Source organism: Petrotoga sibirica DSM 13575 (assembly GCF_002924625.1).
Taxonomy (GTDB): Bacteria; Thermotogota; Thermotogae; order Petrotogales; family Petrotogaceae; genus Petrotoga; species Petrotoga sibirica.
Genome location: NZ_JAHC01000026.1, coordinates 63,450 through 80,526, shown reverse-complemented (window position 1 = coordinate 80,526; position 17,077 = coordinate 63,450). Strand labels below are relative to the sequence as shown.

17 protein-coding genes are annotated in these 17,077 nt (G+C 33.0%); 1 reads left to right on the top strand and 16 read right to left on the bottom strand.

Annotated features, from left to right (window positions below):
- The first annotated feature begins 441 nt into the window (after positions 1–441).
- On the top strand, positions 442–1,074 hold the full coding sequence (gene nth, locus AA80_RS06920) for an endonuclease III (protein WP_103877059.1): 633 nt from the start codon (positions 442–444) through the stop codon (positions 1,072–1,074).
- 34 nt (positions 1,075–1,108) lie between these two features.
- Here nth and AA80_RS06915 read toward each other — a convergent pair whose 3' ends face one another.
- From AA80_RS06915 to fliF, 16 genes are all read right to left on the bottom strand, one after another.
- Positions 1,109–1,558 carry a hypothetical protein gene (locus tag AA80_RS06915; protein ID WP_103877058.1) on the bottom strand — a complete coding sequence of 150 codons (450 nt, stop codon included), beginning with the start codon at positions 1,556–1,558 and terminating at the stop codon, positions 1,109–1,111.
- Positions 1,559–1,611: 53 nt separating this feature from the next.
- The gene (locus tag AA80_RS06910) at positions 1,612–2,616 is read right to left on the bottom strand and encodes an NAD(P)H-dependent glycerol-3-phosphate dehydrogenase (protein WP_103877057.1); all 1,005 of its coding nucleotides are present in this window, start codon (positions 2,614–2,616) and stop codon (positions 1,612–1,614) included.
- On the bottom strand, positions 2,616–3,560 hold the full coding sequence (gene trmB, locus AA80_RS06905; RefSeq protein WP_103877056.1) for a tRNA (guanosine(46)-N7)-methyltransferase TrmB: 945 nt from the start codon (positions 3,558–3,560) through the stop codon (positions 2,616–2,618). The genes AA80_RS06910 and trmB overlap by 1 nt, the downstream gene beginning before the upstream one ends.
- Before the next feature lie 40 nt (positions 3,561–3,600).
- Complete coding sequence (gene rpsT, locus AA80_RS06900; RefSeq protein WP_103066720.1) at positions 3,601–3,903, bottom strand: 30S ribosomal protein S20; 303 nt, start codon at positions 3,901–3,903, stop codon at positions 3,601–3,603.
- Positions 3,904–4,126: 223 nt separating this feature from the next.
- Positions 4,127–5,326 (bottom strand): methionine adenosyltransferase, encoded by a 1,200-nt coding sequence (metK, locus tag AA80_RS06895; RefSeq protein WP_134080036.1) that lies wholly within the window; start codon positions 5,324–5,326, stop codon positions 4,127–4,129.
- Positions 5,327–5,483: 157 nt separating this feature from the next.
- Entirely contained in the window at positions 5,484–6,473 is a 990-nt protein-coding gene (locus AA80_RS06890) for a M23 family metallopeptidase (protein WP_103877054.1), read from the bottom strand.
- 94 nt (positions 6,474–6,567) lie between these two features.
- Positions 6,568–6,810, bottom strand: coding sequence for an RNA chaperone Hfq (hfq, locus tag AA80_RS06885; protein WP_103877053.1), 243 nt, complete (start codon positions 6,808–6,810; stop codon positions 6,568–6,570).
- Between the two features lie 26 nt (positions 6,811–6,836).
- A complete protein-coding gene (gene miaA, locus AA80_RS06880; protein ID WP_103877052.1) occupies positions 6,837–7,748 on the bottom strand; it encodes a tRNA (adenosine(37)-N6)-dimethylallyltransferase MiaA in 912 nt (303 codons plus the stop codon).
- Positions 7,745–8,515: a class I SAM-dependent methyltransferase gene (locus AA80_RS06875; protein WP_103877051.1), complete on the bottom strand. Its 771-nt coding sequence runs from the start codon at positions 8,513–8,515 to the stop codon at positions 7,745–7,747. Before AA80_RS06875 ends, miaA begins: the two co-directional genes overlap by 4 nt.
- On the bottom strand, positions 8,472–8,759 hold the full coding sequence (locus tag AA80_RS06870; protein ID WP_146048835.1) for a hypothetical protein: 288 nt from the start codon (positions 8,757–8,759) through the stop codon (positions 8,472–8,474). Before AA80_RS06870 ends, AA80_RS06875 begins: the two co-directional genes overlap by 44 nt.
- A 75-nt stretch (positions 8,760–8,834) precedes the next feature.
- A complete protein-coding gene (locus AA80_RS10185) occupies positions 8,835–11,066 on the bottom strand; it encodes a carbohydrate ABC transporter permease (protein ID WP_208317040.1) in 2,232 nt (743 codons plus the stop codon).
- Positions 11,067–11,081: 15 nt separating this feature from the next.
- Entirely contained in the window at positions 11,082–12,443 is a 1,362-nt protein-coding gene (locus AA80_RS06860) for a carbohydrate ABC transporter permease (RefSeq protein WP_103877049.1), read from the bottom strand.
- A 30-nt stretch (positions 12,444–12,473) separates the two neighbouring features.
- Positions 12,474–13,802, bottom strand: a complete 1,329-nt coding sequence (locus AA80_RS06855; protein WP_103877048.1) for a FliI/YscN family ATPase — start codon at positions 13,800–13,802, stop codon at positions 12,474–12,476.
- Positions 13,789–14,487, bottom strand: a complete 699-nt coding sequence (locus AA80_RS06850) for a FliH/SctL family protein (RefSeq protein ID WP_103877047.1) — start codon at positions 14,485–14,487, stop codon at positions 13,789–13,791. Before AA80_RS06850 ends, AA80_RS06855 begins: the two co-directional genes overlap by 14 nt.
- The gene (fliG, locus tag AA80_RS06845) at positions 14,480–15,496 is read right to left on the bottom strand and encodes a flagellar motor switch protein FliG (RefSeq protein WP_103877046.1); all 1,017 of its coding nucleotides are present in this window, start codon (positions 15,494–15,496) and stop codon (positions 14,480–14,482) included. The genes AA80_RS06850 and fliG overlap by 8 nt, the downstream gene beginning before the upstream one ends.
- A gap of 22 nt (positions 15,497–15,518) precedes the next feature.
- Positions 15,519–17,066, bottom strand: coding sequence for a flagellar basal-body MS-ring/collar protein FliF (fliF, locus tag AA80_RS06840; RefSeq protein WP_103877045.1), 1,548 nt, complete (start codon positions 17,064–17,066; stop codon positions 15,519–15,521).
- Positions 17,067–17,077 lie beyond the last annotated feature (11 nt).

Here is a 17,077-nt window from a genome sequence, read left to right as displayed (position 1 = left end):
AGTATTCGGTTAGCCATAGCATTAAACTAATTCATTATATTTTACCACAATTTTTTTCATATTTTCACCCTTTATTCATTTTAATATTTTGGTGCTATAATTAAGCGTTAAGGGGTAAACCCCTTAAGATCCCCGAACGCATTTGCTTCGCAAATGAGAATGAGGATATTACTTCTAAAGCATTATTAAAAAGCTTTTTGCGTAAAACGACAAAAGCAAAGTAAATGAGATTAGGAAAGTTATTCAAAAGCATTAAGAAAAAGACCATTTTGCACAGATCAGCAAAAAGTTTTTTCTCAAGGCTGCAAAAGGGTAAACCCCATAAACACCAAAAACAAAAAACATTAAGTATTAAATTCTGTGTTTGGGAAATCACCAAAGAGGGTGAGCCCTTAAATTTATTAAAAAGTTTCCAAAAACTTTAGGATATGAGGAGAAAATATGAAGAGAAATATAAAAAATGAAGCAGAAAAGATCATACATATGTTTCCACGCATTAATTCTGAAACCAATCCTTATAAGGTTCTAATTGAAACGGTGCTTTCCCAAAGAACAAAGGATGAAAATACTGAAAAAGCTTTTAAATCACTTTTTTCTCGCTACAAAAATGTTTTTGAGATTTCTAAATTGAAACCTCAGGATCTATATGATCTGATCAAACCTGCAGGTATGTACAAACAAAAATCCGAAAGAATTATTAATATTTCTAAAATTTTAATTGAAAAATATAACGGAAAAGTGCCTGATGAATTAGAAGAGTTGATTAAGCTTCCAGGGGTGGGGAGAAAAACAGCCAATATAGTTCTGTATGTTTCTTTTGGTAAAGAAGCACTTGCGGTTGATACACACGTTCATAGAATTTCCAATAGACTCGGATGGGTAAAAACAAAAACACCTGAAGAGACTGAAGTCCAATTGAGAAAAATTATACCATCTGAATTATGGGGGCCTCTGAATGGTTCAATGGTGAATTTTGGTCAGAAGATTTGTAAGTCAATTTCTCCAAAGTGCATGGAATGTTTTTTGAATGAAGTCTGCCCTTCAAAACGGGTGTATAAAAACAAAAGCCGGTAAGTTGATACCGGCCTTTGTTTTACAAAATCTAACTTTAAGGGATGATTATATTTCCACTATTTTTGCCTTTTTCTTTTTGATTCTTTCCAATGCCCGTTCTTTCTAATTGGTTCAACAGTTCTGGGGGTGCAATACTAATGTTACCTGCCGCTTCTTCTTGCTCAAGTAACTGTTTCATTTTTTCCTGGTAATCTGCCATTCTTTTCTTTAGACTATCTAAGTCATTATCAATCCATTGTATTATTCCTTTTGAGATTTCTTCTATTCTTTCATCGCTTAAATCCATCTTATCTTCACTTAGTTCATTTAAAGCATTTAATTCTTCCTTTACAGATTCTTTCACCTTGTCCTCATCCACCAAGTCGTTTTTCTTGATTAACCTTAAAGCCACATTTGTTCTAAATTTTAAATCTTCTATAGAAATTTCTAAACTTTCCAAACGTACCATCAATGCTTGTAAAAGCTGGTCTAAAGAAACTTGCATTCGAATGCCTCCTTAAAATTTGACTTTCTTGTTTAATTATATCACACTGTCTTTCAATTAAAAAATTCTGATTTCAAATCCCTTGTCATTAATTCATAAATAGCTGTTTTTGGTTCTAAACCTTCATATAGTACTTGATAAATTTTGGCAGCGATAGGCATTTCAATTTCTTTTTCTTTTGCGTCGTTATACACAGCTTTAGCCGTGTAGACCCCTTCTGCAACCATAACCATCTGTTCCAAAATTGTTTTCAAACTCATACCTTTTGAAAGCATTTCTCCAACGTACCTATTTCTGCTATGTGAGCTAGTACATGTTACAACAAGATCTCCAATCCCCGCCAATCCCATGAACGTTTCTTTATTTCCTCCATAATATGTTCCATACCTAATAATTTCAACCAATGAACGTGTGATTAAAGCCGCTTTTGTGTTATCCCATTTTCCAAATCCATCTATTATACCTGCACCTATTGCATATATGTTTTTTATTGCACCACTGATTTCTACTCCTATTAAATCATTGTTGGTATATACTCTAAAAGTTTCATTGCTAAAAATTTCCTGTATATATTTGTTGACCTTATTGTCTCTACCTGCAACTACAACTGACGTAGGTACCATTTCCGCTACTTCTTCTGCATGACTGGGACCACTTAGTGTACAATAGTTATACCCTGACAGATATTCCTCAAAAATTCTACTGGGTATTTTTTGCTTCTTAATTTCCATTCCTTTTGATAGGTTGACAAAAACAACATCTTTGTTCGTAAGAGAGTCTTTGTGAATTTTGCTCAATACCTCTGATATATGTTGAACAGGAATAGCTATAATTACAATTTGTGCATTTTTTAAACTTTCATTTATATCCCATTCAACATTAATCTCTTTGGCAGGGAGTTTTAGGGTAGATAAATATCGAGGATTTTTTCCTTTTTTTATTTCTCGTAAAAGCTTTTTGTCTCTATCCCAAATTGTTACTTTTTGATGGTTACCAACCAAATGTTTCGCTATAGCGGTTCCCCAACTACCAGCACCCAAAATCGTTATATGAGGCATTAATTTTCTAGCTCCTTGGCAATTATATTTACCGCCTCTTTGACTGAAGGGGTTCGATAAGCTTTTGCTATATCGTCTAATTTTACTAACCAACCATCTTTTATTTTGATGACATCAACAAAGTAACTTTGAATATACCTATCGTCTTCGGAAAAAACCTTCACTAAATATTCTGAACCATCTAATTTAGCATATATATCTTTTATAACTAAAGTTTTGTTTTTAGAGGATTTTTTAAATCCAACCAAAGATTGTAATTTATCAAAATTCATTTTCTGGATTTTTTGATGAGGCAAATTAATTTCCCCTTCTAACAATCTTTTTATCTCTTTTTTGCATCTTTTTTGTGCGATTAATAAATACTTTTTCCTTCCTTCATTTTCCCACTTTTTTTCGTATCTCGTTTTGAATGGTAATTGTTGAATTTCGGATATATTTTTTACTTCAAAACATCCGTTGCTTAAAAATTTTTCTTTAACCTCAGAAGCATATGTCCAAACGTCGGTTGTTAAAATCACTTCACCATCTACTTCTAATACCGACGATAATGTATCTAAAAATTTTTCGTCAAAAAGACGGTTTTTTGCATGCTTGCTTTTTGGCCATGGGCATGGGAAGTTAACTATTACTTTACTAATCGAGTTATCAGAAAAAAATTCTCGGACGGCAAATTTTGCATCTTCCAAGATTATTTGTATGTTATTTAAATTATTTAGAAAAATCTTCTTTTTTATTTTGTGACAAGAAGTTAGAGATGTCTCTATGCCAACATAATTATAATTATTATTCTCTTTAGCTAAATTTACTAAAAATTCCCCACCACCAAATCCAATTTCAACTATTGACTTATTGCTGTTTCCAAAAATTTTATTCCATTCGATAGGATAACTTTTTACGTCCTTTGTATTTATTTGATACATTTGTAAATAAGAATAAGAATTCAAAACTTTATTACCTCCAAAAAAGGGGGTTATAATCGATCAATTACTCATTTACCGAGGAACTCTCTGGTGCCATTTCGCCCAAATATTTTTTTATCTTTAGATGTAGTTTGGATTTTTTCCTTGCAGCATAATTTTTATGCACAGCGCCATGTGATTTTGCGGTGTCAATAATTTTAAAAGACTTACTTAATAGCTGCATCAATTCTTCCCTTTCAGCATTTTCTTGAATCTTCTTGTCTATTTCCTTAGAAATTTCCTTGATTCTCTTTTGATATCCACGATTTTTTTGCCTTCTTTTTTCTGATTGTCTAACCCTTTTTTCTGCTGATTTTTTATTTGGCAATTTTTAAAATACCTCCTCAACTTTTGTTTTTTTATTGTTTTTAGAAATTCTAAAGCTTTGTATTAGCGCTCATTCATTTTCCCTAGCCCGCCGAGAGGGAGAGGAAGGGCTTCACCCCACTCCGTCCGCACCCGTAAGGACTAAAGGTCTGTGTGTCCTTTTACCCTGCAACTGTCTTCAGGATAAAAAAGTTAGTATTTCTCTACTTCGCTTTTCAACTGAATTACAATCCTAATGCTGCTTTCAATTCCTTAACTTTATCCAATCTTTCCCATGGAAATTCTACATCTTTTCTTCCAAAATGCCCATAAGCGGCAGTTTTTTTGTAAATAGGTTGTAATAGATCTAAGTTGTTAATTATTGCCGCAGGCCTAAAATCAAATATCTCTTTGACTACTTTATAAATTTTTTCTTCTTCGACCTTCGCGGTACCTTTCGTGTCAATATTTATTGAAACAGGTTCTGCAACGCCAATTGCGTAAGAAAGTTGAATTAAAACTTCATCTGCAGCACCACTTGCTACTAAATTTTTAGCTACATATCTTGCCATATAAGTAGCGGATCTATCAACTTTGGTGGGATCCTTTCCTGAAAAAGCTCCCCCACCATGTGGAGCCCAACCGCCATATGTATCAACAATTATCTTCCTTCCAGTGAGCCCTGTATCTGCTTGAGGCCCGCCAATCACAAACCTTCCTGTAGGATTGATAAGAATTTTTGTGTTTTTTGTAAAGAGATTTTCAGGTATGACTGGAATTATTACATGCTCTTTTATTGCTTCTTCTAACTCCTGCCTTTTTATATCAGGTGAATGTTGAGTGGAGATAAGTATAGTCTCTATACCCACAGGTTTATTATTTTCGTCGTATTCTACTGTTACTTGAGTTTTACCGTCTGGCCTCAAAAAATCCAATGTATCGGATTTTCGAACATCTGCCAATCTTTTTGCAAGTCTGTGAGCTAAAAGAATAGGTAACGGCATATAAGCATCCGTTTCATTTGTGGCATATCCAAACATAATGCCCTGATCGCCGGCCCCTATTTTTTCAAAAGGATCTTCTTCTTCTTGTTTTGATTTAACTTCTAACGACCTGTCAACACCTAAAGCTATATCAGCTGATTGTTCTTCAATAGAAGTAATTACTGCACAGGTTTCACCATCAAACCCAAATTTAGCTCTGTTATAACCTATATCTAGAATAGTATTCCTGACAAGTGTTGGGACATCTATATATGCTGAGGTTCTAACTTCACCTGTTACTATCACTAACCCTCTTGTTACTAAAGTTTCCACAGCACATCGAGCATTTATCTTATTTTCTTCGGGTTCTTTTTCCAGGATAGCATCAAGTATAGTATCAGAAATTTGATCACAGATTTTGTCAGGATGACCTTCCGTTACACTTTCACTGGTAAAGAGCATTTTTTTCACATTGTAGCCTCCTTGCTTTCTTCGAATTTTTCACGAGATTTCAGGTTATCTTTAGAATTCCACGAGGTAAATTATACCAAAAAAATCAAATTCTACAAATGAAGAAAAATCATAGATTGTTAATGTTTAAAAATAAAATTAACATTTCTTATGGTTTTATGAATTTCAATTTATAAACTTTTTCATTACCCCATATGTCCTCTAAAACGATCTCTCCATTTAAATTTAAAGTCGTTGAAGTTTCATTAGAAAATGCTGAAAAGTCATTGATAACTATCGAAGATAAATAGTTATCAGAGTACATTTTCAGCCAATATATGGAAGATGTTGAATCATATCCAAATACAAAGCCAGCTTTGTATATTTCGGATTCCTTGATTATGCTAAAATCCAATTTATAGGTTAAAACCCCATTGATATACATAGAAACTTTTTTAGGAAGAATAGTGGAGTTGTTCCCTAATTTTTCACGTACTCTAATGTCTATCCGGGGAAAGTTACCTGTGTATTCTACAACGGTTTCTCCATTTTCTGTAACTTCAAAATATTTGTTATTGGATCTGATTCTCATTAATTCCAAAGATTTATTTCTTGATTCTTGATATTCCAAAAATTCAAGTGGATCATAAATGATGAATTCCTCTCCAGATTGCTTTAAAACCTCAAAATGCAAGTGAGGGGCTATAGCTTCCCCCGTATCACCTGAATAAGCTATAACCTCATTTAGCTTTATTGGGATTCCGCCTTTGGGAAAAATAATTTCGATCCGTTGATTCCCAAATTCGTTTTGAACTAATTGAGAATAATTAGATATTTTATCGGAGAAAACACTTAAATGGGCATATCCACTAATTAAATCAGAGTCTTCATGGTATAAAAATATTGCATTGCCGTAAAGAGGATCGTTTAACCAAATCTTATAAAGAGAACCTTCAGCTGCTGGATAAACAGGTTCTCCCTTTCTGCTAAAAGTAGAAAAGTCTATCCCTGTATGAAAATGTGGATCCATTCCAGTATCTCTGTATTCCCCAAAAGAAGCTGTTATGTATGAGTTTTTTATAGGTGGCTGAAATAGTTGAGAAATAACAAAAATAGAAAATACTAGGATATACAAAAATATCAGTAAAGTTTTTTTCAAATTAATTCCCTCCAAAGTTCTTTTGACGTTATTGTGTAAAAAATACTAGAAAACTACCCCTTGTTTCGGGGGGTAGTGTTTGCTTTTGCTTTTTCTACTCATCTTTAGACGGCTGTTCCTGAAAAAGTTTAATATATTTTGAAGGTGCCATCATTTTTATGGCATGTTTATAAACCAAGGATTGTTCGCCATTTTTTTCCAATAAAACCGTATAATCATCAAAAGATCTCACCACTCCGCTTGTTTGAAATCCCCCTTCTAAATAAAGTTTTACTTCTATCTTGTTAATCCTCAGAATGTTCAAGAATCGGTCTTGCAAATTAAATTTTTCTGCCATGTTATCACCCCTCGTATAAGAAAAATTTAAATAAATTCACATAATATTTGATCTACTACATCTTCTTGAGTTGTTTGGCTCAAATTAATCCATTTTGCAGATTCAATCTTACGAAAGTATATAATCTGCCTTCTGGCATAGTTACGAGTGTTCACTTTTATTTGATGAATCATTTCATTAAAATCGATTTTCGCATATAGATAGTGTATCACTTCTTTATAACCTATGGTGTTTAAAGCGTTAAGAGTGGTAGAATATCCTAAAGACAAGAGATTTCGTACCTCATCTATCAGGCCTTCATCTATCATTTGGTGGACTCTTTTATTTATCCTTTCATGTAATTCTTGCCTTTCCCTATCTAGTATGATTATATGATAATCAAAAGAATTGTTACTTTGCCTATTTTCTTTTACAATATCCCCCATTTTAATACCGGTTATAATGTAAATCTCAATGGCTCTAATGATTCTTTTTAAATCGTTTGGATGAATTTTTAGAGCTCTTTGTGGATCCAAATCTACCAATATTTTTCTCAACACGCCAGGATTATTTTTTTCTAATTTTCTTAAATAAGTCCTTAAACCATAGTCAGATTTTACATTTAAAAACCCTTTCCTCAAAGCATCAAGGTATAGGCCTGTTCCTCCGACTAAAATTGGTGTATTACCTCTTTTTAGAACTTCACTAATCTGTTTCTCTGCTATTTTTTTATAATCAAAAGCTGTAAAATGTATACGTGGATCTATTGAACTAAATAAGTGATGTGGGACCATTTTTTTTGTTTCTTCATCAGGCACAGCGGTACCGATTATTAGATGACTATAAATTTGCCTAGAGTCCATACAAATTATTTCGCCATTAATTCTCTTGGCTATTTCAACGGATATCTCTGTTTTTCCAACAGCTGTAGGACCCGCTATAACTAAAACTTTGTTCACTTTTCAATCACTCCGAAAAATACTCCGCTTTTTTTACTTCCATTTTTTTTATCGAAGTTGTACAAATCCCATACACTGTCATTAGAACGTGCTTTGATTACTACTTTTTTCTTAGCTATTTTGACCATCTTTTCTAAATCTACTTTTGTAATTTTGTCATATCGAGCAAATTTCCTCAAAGGATTGATAGAGCTTGATTTGTACTGAGGATTCTCGAACATAGGATCACAATAAACAACGTCATAACTTTCTTCTTTTTGCTCGTTTAAAAAATTTTTAAAATCAGAATTGATAACTTCAATCTTTTTTGAAGCTTCTTTCATCCAGTTTTCTTTATAATCGTAGTTTGTTATATTTTCTACAACAACCGCATATATAGGAAAAGAAGCCTCTAAACCTACTACTTCTTTACAAAAATGAGACAATAGTAAAGCATCACTTCCAAGTCCGAGAGTTAAATCAAGTATAATATCGCTTTTTTGTGGGGACACAGCGTTTATTAAATAATCAATTCCGTTCTTTAAATAATTGTTTAATCTTATTTTGGAAACAGACGGATGGAAAAATAATTTTCCATCCTCCCATTGAAAGCTTAGCGATAGTTTCTTATCTATTACAAAATAAAAGTTTTCTTTGTTCATCTGGAGCTTATTTCTTTCTAGGTAAACACCACCGTATTTGTTGGCTAGTTGCAGTGCTTTTTCTATTTGATTTTTATTTGGCTTATGGGAAGTTGTAAAGATCCATTTGCTGGAATTCTTCACCATTTATTATAACTCCTTCGTCAGCTAATCGATTTTTTAAGTCCAATAGGACTTGGTTTCTCTTCAGGATTTCATCATTCAGTTCTTTTTTTCTTTTTTCGATTTCATTGTACTGTTCTTTTAAATTGTAATACAAATCTATTTGCCTATATATTTGAAAAGAGACGAATCCCAACATGAATATTATGGCGCTTAAAAATAAAAGTCGCAAAATAAAAGAAATATTTAGTTTTTTATGATCACGCAATTGTCTTTTCTTACTTTTGCTTCTATCTAATTCAATAAATGGAATTATACTCACTTCCTAAGTTGAATCTGATATTTAACCTTTCAATCCAGTTCTTGCGATACCTTCTATGAAATATCTTTGCAAAAATATAAACAAAATTACTATAGGAATCATAGTAAAGGTAGATGCTGCCATTAAAAGATTATAGATCTCTCCCGCATCAGTTCTAAAATTTTGCAGTCCCACTGAAAGTGTTCTCATTTCAGGACTTTTGGTCACGATCAAAACCCATAAAAAGGCGTTCCAGCTTCCTACAAATTTTAACAGCGCACCTGTTAAAATTGCAGGTTTACTAAGTGGGACCATAACCGTCCATAAGAATCTCCAACTTGAAGATCCGTCTATCTTAGCAGCGTCCCATAACTCGTTTGGGACAGTCATAAACTGTTGTCTGATCAAAAATATGGCAAAAACACTAATCACCCACGGGATGATCAAAGCATAATAACTGTCTATCCAAGAAAATCTACTAATAGTTATATAATTTGGTACTAATAGGACCTCTCCAGGTATCATCATAGTGGCTAAAAAAGTTATAAAAATAAAGTCCTTTCCCCAAAAATTAAGTTTCGAAAATGCAAATGCAGCCATCGAGGCGAATATTATTTCTAAAATCGTAGTTACTAGAGCAACGAAAATAGTATTTATATAGTATCGAGAAAACGGGGCAGCATTCCATGCATCCACATAATTTTGAAATATATTCCCTAATACCTGATTAAAAGAATATTCAACTTTTCCAGATGGCACATCATCAACCAACCAAATTGATGGTACGTTTACTGTGTATATTTCAATATTTGAATTGTTTTTGTACAAAATCATATCAACAAAGGACGGTGCGTTAACAATATTTACTATGGAGATCGTATCAAGAAAAAACTTATTGAATTCTGTTAATATTCTATCATATTCTTTTCTTTTTTCCAATATCCTAGAGAACTCTTCTTCTTTTCCTTGAACGTGTTCTATTAAAAAATTATAGTCGGAATTAGGGAGTAGTTTCTGGGCTTGCTCAAGAGTAGCCTGGTTCACTGATAACGTTCTGATGATTTGCGTGTATTTTGAAAGGTTTCTAGGATCTTCTATTAAGGAATTTCTTACATCATATAAGAAAGCGTTCTCAAGATATGAAACAACTTCTTGATTCAAATTATCTATATCTCTTTCGTTAGCCAATGAAATCACAATTTGTTTAAATGACTCAGGAAATTCACTATCCTGTATTCCATTTATAATATTTTGATACTTTGTTTTTCTGGTAGGAACGTCGTATATTATGTTCACATCTTTAACTTTAATATCTTGCTCCACACTATATTTTTCTTTAAAATACATATAGAAAGTTAAGGTGTTGATATCTTTCATAATAGGCTCGTAAATATTTTTTTGGATCAAAGTATTAGTGTTGGATAGTATGCCATCTTCAAAAGTTTGAATCTCAGATAAAAAATCAGCGAGTAAATTAATTATTTGTTCTACCTCATATTCACTAATTATTCTTAACTCCGCTGGATAGGAAGATAGTTTTGAATTCAAATCGTTGACTTTCGATTTTATTGTTTCCAAATAATCAGAAAATATTTCTTTATTTCTTGTAATATTTTCTTTTTGACTTTCTGTCATATTCGGATTCGTTCTAAAATATGGTAAAAGGTTGATGTTTCTTTCAAGGGTTATATCTATAAAATTTTGAACTTTGCTTATACTTTGCTGTGTCCTTCTTATCGTAGTAGTTTGTTTAAAATAACCGTTCTCTTGGGAGAAAAGACCAAAATAAATACTTTCGAAGTTTTCAAGTGAATAATCTTCTACAGCAAATAAGCTCGATAAATCTTCTCTTAATTCAATATTTGAAATATAATCGTATATATCAGACATCATAACTTCGATACTTGTTTTGTGAGTGTAATCGATTTTGTTTAAAGAGAGTTGGACCCTTCCCCGACTTACGAAGTCCCCATCTATTTCATAGACCAATTTGTATGGATTGTAGCTCTCTTGGGTTGATAAGATTCTAAATTCAGATAAACCTAAGCCTGTTCTTGGAGAAGGCTTTGAGGGAGTTAATTTCAAATTTAAATCCCATTCATTCTGAAAATTTTTTGTTGTCCATGTTGGAGGCCACAAGTTGATTTCACTACTTGTTTTCAAAGAGGTCATTACCATCCAGGCAAAAGGCAAGAGCATAACAATTGCGCTTCCAGCTAACAGTATGTAAACTATCAAAGTCCAAAGGGTTTTAACAAACTTTGAATAATTCAAGTATAATTTCCTCCCTTAAGAATCGTAATATATTCTTCTTCTGCTACCTCTCATCTGAAGGATTGTAAACGATAGAATAATTCCAAAAAGCACGTAAGCAGCAGCACTAGCTCTTCCCATCCTTTGTTGAACATAGAACATATCAAACACGTAGTAAACCATGGTCATTCCACTGTTGTTGTAAGGTCCAGGTATACCTACATACAGAATAAAAATCTCATCAAAGACTTTAAATGCACCAATCATTGCAACTATGATTATAAAAAAAGTTGTTGGAGATAGTAAAGGTAAGGTAATGAACTGAAATTTTTGAAAGGGCGTAGCTCCATCCACTTCAGCTGCTTCATAGTAAGTTTTATCAATATTTTGTAAACCCGCCAAAAAGATTATCGCGTAATATCCCACCATTTTCCATATAGATATTATTGCGACGGTGGGTATCGTAAACTTCTGATCCTTCAACCAAGGAATTTTGGAGAAACCAATTTGAGTTAAAATATAGTTTAATAAACCATTGTCATTGAATATCCACTGCCATACTAATGAAATTGCCACGACACTAGTAACAAATGGAATAAAATAAACTGTTCTAAAAACAGTTTTGCCATATAATTTCCTATTCAATAACAAGGCTATTAACAAGGAAAACAAAATGGTTATAGGTGTGGAAAGTAGAACATAATAAGTGGTATTCCATATCGCCTTGATGAACAACGACTGTTCTTTTGCCAAAGTCAAAAACCTAATAATTTCCGGTACTCCTAATGAGTAAAAGGTTATCCATAATCCAATAAACAAAATTATACGGAGAAAAATCTTATTAGACATTTGATCCAAAAAGCGCAAAGATAACAAAATAGTGTAAACAACTACAAGAACTAAAGCGCTTATTACATTCAGATACTGTATTGAATTAATAGTTAACAAAGAAATTATTCCCAATATACTCATGGAAATAACTAAATATTTTTGGTTAGGAGTCTTTACCTTTTTTAGGTCAAAGATTAAATGAATGATAAGAATATTGGTCATGAATATTAGAAGTGTATTGAAAAATACTTCGTTGAAGGTTATATTCACAGGCCTATTTAATTTAAATAATTCTATATAATTTTGAAACCCAATAAATATCGGATTATCTTGATTTTGAAAATCCCACTTAAAAAAGCTCAGATAGAAGGAATAAAATATAGGCCAAAAAACAAATATTCCCAGAACTACAAAAGAAGGTAATAGGTACAAATAAGCTGAAATACTTTCTTTAACTTTCCTGTATTTAGGAGGTTTTAAATATCTTTTTGATAACATTCGAATTAAAAGCAAGAAAAAAACAATCATTATAACATAGATGATGATGGCATATTCAGCTTTCAACAATATTTTCTGCCTCCTGCTATTTAGTTAAATCTAGTTGTACTTTTGGTATATTTCGAATAACCTTTTCAACGTTTGTTCAAATGGGGCTTTTTCTTCTATTCTCTGGATTAAAAAATTATTTATATTTTCTATTTCTTCCAAGGCTATATCTACTTTTTTATTGCTCCCCTTCTTATACGCACCAACTTCGATTAAATCCTTTGAGTTGACATAGCTAGCGTAAATATCTTTAATAAACATAGCTGCTTTAAGGTGATTTTCATCTACTACTTCTTTCATCAACCTACTTACACTGGAAAGGATATCTATCGGGGGATAATGCGAAGAATCTGCGAGGCTTCTTGAAAGAACAATATGACCGTCAACTATACTTCTTACAGCGTCACCAATTGGATCGTTCATATCATCGGCTTCAACCAATACTGTATAGATTGCAGTCATACTTCCTTTTTCTGAGTTCCCGGCTCTTTCTAAAATTTTCGGCATATTTGCAAAGACGCTAGGTGTATATCCTCGGGTGGTTGGTGGTTCTCCAATGGAAAGTCCTATTTCTCTCTGTGCCATAGCCCATCTAGTAATCGAATCTACCATCAATAAAACATTGTAACCTAAATCTCTAAAATACTCTGAAATAGTGGTGGCTGTGTAAAGAGCTTTTACTCTTAGTAAAGCAGGTGAATCTGAAGTTGAAACTATTAAAATAGATTTTTTTAGTCCATCCTCCCCTAGATCTTTTTCAATAAAATCTTTAACTTCTCTTCCTCTTTCTCCTATCAACCCAATGACGTTTATATCTGCTTCCGTGTTTCTGGCGATCATTCCTAATAAAGTACTTTTCCCTACGCCACTTCCTGACATTATTCCAATTCTTTGGCCTTTACCAAGAGTTAAAAAACCATCAATCGCCTTCACTCCTACGGATAAAGGTTCTTTAATCCTGTTTCTTAAAAGAGGGTTAGGCGCAGCTCTATATATACTTTTACTCTCATAGCTCTTTATTTTGGAACCATCCATTGATCTTCCTAAACCATCCAACACATGTCCTAAGAGTTCTGAGCTAATTTTCACGTTGATTTTACTATCTACTCTTTCTACCGGTGCTCCCACATAGATTCCGCTTACATCCTCTAGTGGCATCAACAGTACTTTATTATCAGAAAAACCAACGGTCTCTGCAAAAATCTTTGAACCATCTTTCAATTTTATCCTACACAGGTCCCCTAAAGCTACACTGGGACCAATTGATTCAATTGTGACACCTATTATTCTACTAATTTTACCTTCCAGCTCAAATAAAGGTCTGTTTGTTAATTTATCTGTAAAATATGCTAAAGATGAGGCGAAACTATTTTTTTTCATCTAAAGCTTCCTCCAACATGTTCAAAATGTCTTCTAAAAAAGTCTGAGGAGTTAGATCGAAAATCCCTTGCTCTGTTTCCAAAACTATTTGGTTATCTTTCAAAGAAGGATCTTCTACGATGTAAAAAAAGTCAGAAAACTTTTCTCTTATTAAATCGGCGTATTCTTTATTAAAAGAAGGACTTATTTTAATTTTGGAATTTTGTAACGAAGAAAGTTTTTTTTCAAAATTCTGAAAAATAATTTCCACCCACTGAGGAAAGTCAATCTTTTCTTTAAAATATCTTTCGACAACAGCTTTGATAGTATTTTCACAGAAAACCAAGCTTTGCTGTGACAACTCTTTAATATATATATCATACTCTTTTGAAATCCTTTGAATTTGAGTTCTAACCTTTTTAAGCTCCTCTTCAAGGGCCTTCTTCTTATCTTCTACGTATTTAATTAGCTCTTCTTTTACCTTTTGAGCTTCTAATTCTGCGTTTTCAATGATTTTTTGGCTTGTAATTTTAGCATTTTCAATTATTTTTTCAGCTTCTTTTTGAGCATTTTTTTCAATCTGATCTTTAAATTTATCCTTTTCTCTTTTTTTTTCTTCATATTGTGTTTGCTCTATCTCTTCTACAGATAATTCAAAGGCTTTGTCTAACACAACAAATTTATTATTTACAATTCTTTTATTCAATCAGTTCTTCACCTGCCCCACCACCAGCTATAATAATCTCACCGGACTCTTCAAGTTTTCTGATTACGTTGATGATTCTTTGCTGAGCCTCATCTACATCCCTAATTCTAACAGGTCCCATGAAATCTAATTCTTCTTTTACAATCTGTGAAGCCCTTTTGGACATGTTTTTAAAAATGACATTTTTAACTTCTTCGCTAGAACCTTTTAAAGCCATTGTTAAATCCTTACTATCTACCTCACGAAGTATTCTTTGTATAGATCTATCGTCCAACTTGACAATATCTTCAAAAACAAACATTCGTCTTCTAATTTCATCGGACAGTTTTGGATCTCTTTCTGAAAGTTTATCAAATATTTTATTGCTGACCGCCCTATCAATATTATTCATTATTTCTGCGGTAACATCTATCCCACCAACCTGAGAAAAAGTTTGAACGGTGAAAGCGGAAAGACGATCCTTTAACCTACTTTCTATCTCTTTTACGATATCGGGGTTTGCAGAATCCATAGTAGAAATTCTTTTTATCACGTCTAATTGTAAAGATTCAGGCAGTTCAGAAATAACTTGAGAAGCTGCTTGAGGAGAAAGATAACATAAGATCAGTGCTACCGTTTGTGGATGTTCATTTTGTAACACATTAACCATCTGGGAAACATCCACTTTTTTTAAAAATTCAAAAGGTTTTACCTGCAAATTCGATACCAATCTGTCTATTATATCTATGGCTTTTTCTGGTCCAAAAGTTTTTTCCAGAAGATTTCTCGCATATTCAACACCACCGGTGTTGATGTAATCTTTCGCCTTTATATATTCTCCAAATTCGTCCATAACTGTTTTTTTTGTTTTTTCATCAATTTTTTCCAAATTTGCTATTTCTAAAGTTAACTGTTCGACCTCTTCTTCATCCAACTTTTTTAATATTTTACTCGCTTTCTCAGGCCCCAATAATACCAACAATATGGCAGATTTTTTTAAACCATCTAACTCTTTACTCTTTTCAGCCATTTAAAACAACTCCTTTTAACCTTTAACGAGTTTTAAGCCAAGATTTAATGATATCTGCAACCTCATCTGGATTATTTTCCGCCCAAGTTGCAATCTCTCTCAATCTTTCTTGTTCAGGTGAAACTTCTTCAACCTCTACCCCTCTTTCTTTCATCGCTTCTTCAACTCTTGATTCTAATTGTCGCTTTCTTTCTTCGACGAGTTGTGAAACCTTTCTGACTCTAAGAGCTCTAGCAACAAGGATGATAAGCATCATAATGAATGCGATTACAATTATAGCAATAACAATATTCGCGATTCTTTGTCTTCTCTGTTGTAATTGATATTCAATATTTGCTCTCATCGCTTCCAAATCTCTATTGAACCGTATATCAACTAAAGAGATATTATTTTCAGGTGCACCAACAGCTGTTGAGACTGCTTTTGTGATTTGAGACCTCAATTCTTGATTATCGTCAACTTTACTGTTTTGAAAATCGATAAAGAGCGTAACACTCTTATTAGATATTTCCCCGCTTTTATCTTCAATCGTCCTTTGATAAATCTCATTGACATCGTAGTTGGTAATAACATCAGAGCTACTGTAATAATTTCCTGTACTTGTAGGCGTTTGATAAGTATAGGGGGGGATGTTCGAATCAACACCCGGTACTCCTCCTGAAGGAGAAGAACTACTTTGTTCTGACCTAGTTTGCTGGCTTAAAATTATTCCATTTTCATCAACAACCGGTTCGACTTTTCTTTGTTCTTCTTCTATTTTTTGCCATTTTAATTCTATTTCAGGAACCACAACAACATTTCCTAAACCAAAAACCGATTGTAAGCCGCTTTCTACTTTTTGCTTATAATATTTTTCAATTTCGGTTTTTAACTTAAATTTAGTATCAGCACTACTAATATCTTCTCCCACGGCAACCTGAGCACTCAAATCGTTAGAAAAATTATCTACTACTTTTACATTCTCTGGGTGCAACCCAGCTACAGCTCCAGCTACTAAATTAATTATCCCCTTAATTTGGTTTGAAGTTATACTCATTCCAGGTCTCAATACTAGCAAAACAGAGGCTGAAGGCTTTGGACTTTCACCAACTTGGTAGTAAGTCCTTGGAGGAATAACCAAATGAACGCGAGCGCTTTGTACCGATTGTATAGAAGCTATACTCCTAGATAACTCTCCTTCCAAAGCTATCTGATAGTTGACCTGCTTATCGTAACTGGTAGCTCCAAAACCTTGATTCTGAAGAAGCTCATAACCTTGAAGCTTGTAACCCAATGAGCCTTCGCTGGCTAATCTCATTCTCAGTTCTGATACATTCTGATTCGCAACGAAAATATTACCATAATCATCTACTTTGTATTCTATACCCATTTCTTCGAACTTTGTTACAATATTACCAGCATTTGCTTGATCCAAACCTCCGATAAAAAACTCATAACTTTTTCTTGAAAGTAATATAGAAAAGAATATTATCAACACAATAACAGAAAAAAACAAAACTATATAGTTTCGTTTTTTTCTTTCTTCTAGATTTTTCCACCAATCTCTAATTTGTTGCAAATACTTTTCCATATAGCCATCCC

What these genes read in the sequence shown, in the direction of transcription:
- AA80_RS06855 (WP_103877048.1), bottom strand. Translation starts at nt 13,802, where the DNA reads ATGAAAAAAAATAGTTTCGCCTCATCTTTAGCATATTTTACAGATAAA.
- AA80_RS06875 (WP_103877051.1), bottom strand. Translation starts at nt 8,515, where the DNA reads ATGGTGAAGAATTCCAGCAAATGGATCTTTACAACTTCCCATAAGCCA.
- metK (WP_134080036.1), bottom strand. Translation starts at nt 5,326, where the DNA reads ATGCTCTTTACCAGTGAAAGTGTAACGGAAGGTCATCCTGACAAAATC.
- fliF (WP_103877045.1), bottom strand. Translation starts at nt 17,066, where the DNA reads ATGGAAAAGTATTTGCAACAAATTAGAGATTGGTGGAAAAATCTAGAA.
- fliG (WP_103877046.1), bottom strand. Translation starts at nt 15,496, where the DNA reads ATGGCTGAAAAGAGTAAAGAGTTAGATGGTTTAAAAAAATCTGCCATA.
- AA80_RS06915 (WP_103877058.1), bottom strand. Translation starts at nt 1,558, where the DNA reads ATGCAAGTTTCTTTAGACCAGCTTTTACAAGCATTGATGGTACGTTTG.
- nth (WP_103877059.1), top strand. Translation starts at nt 442, where the DNA reads ATGAAGAGAAATATAAAAAATGAAGCAGAAAAGATCATACATATGTTT.
- AA80_RS06910 (WP_103877057.1), bottom strand. Translation starts at nt 2,616, where the DNA reads ATGCCTCATATAACGATTTTGGGTGCTGGTAGTTGGGGAACCGCTATA.
- hfq (WP_103877053.1), bottom strand. Translation starts at nt 6,810, where the DNA reads ATGGCAGAAAAATTTAATTTGCAAGACCGATTCTTGAACATTCTGAGG.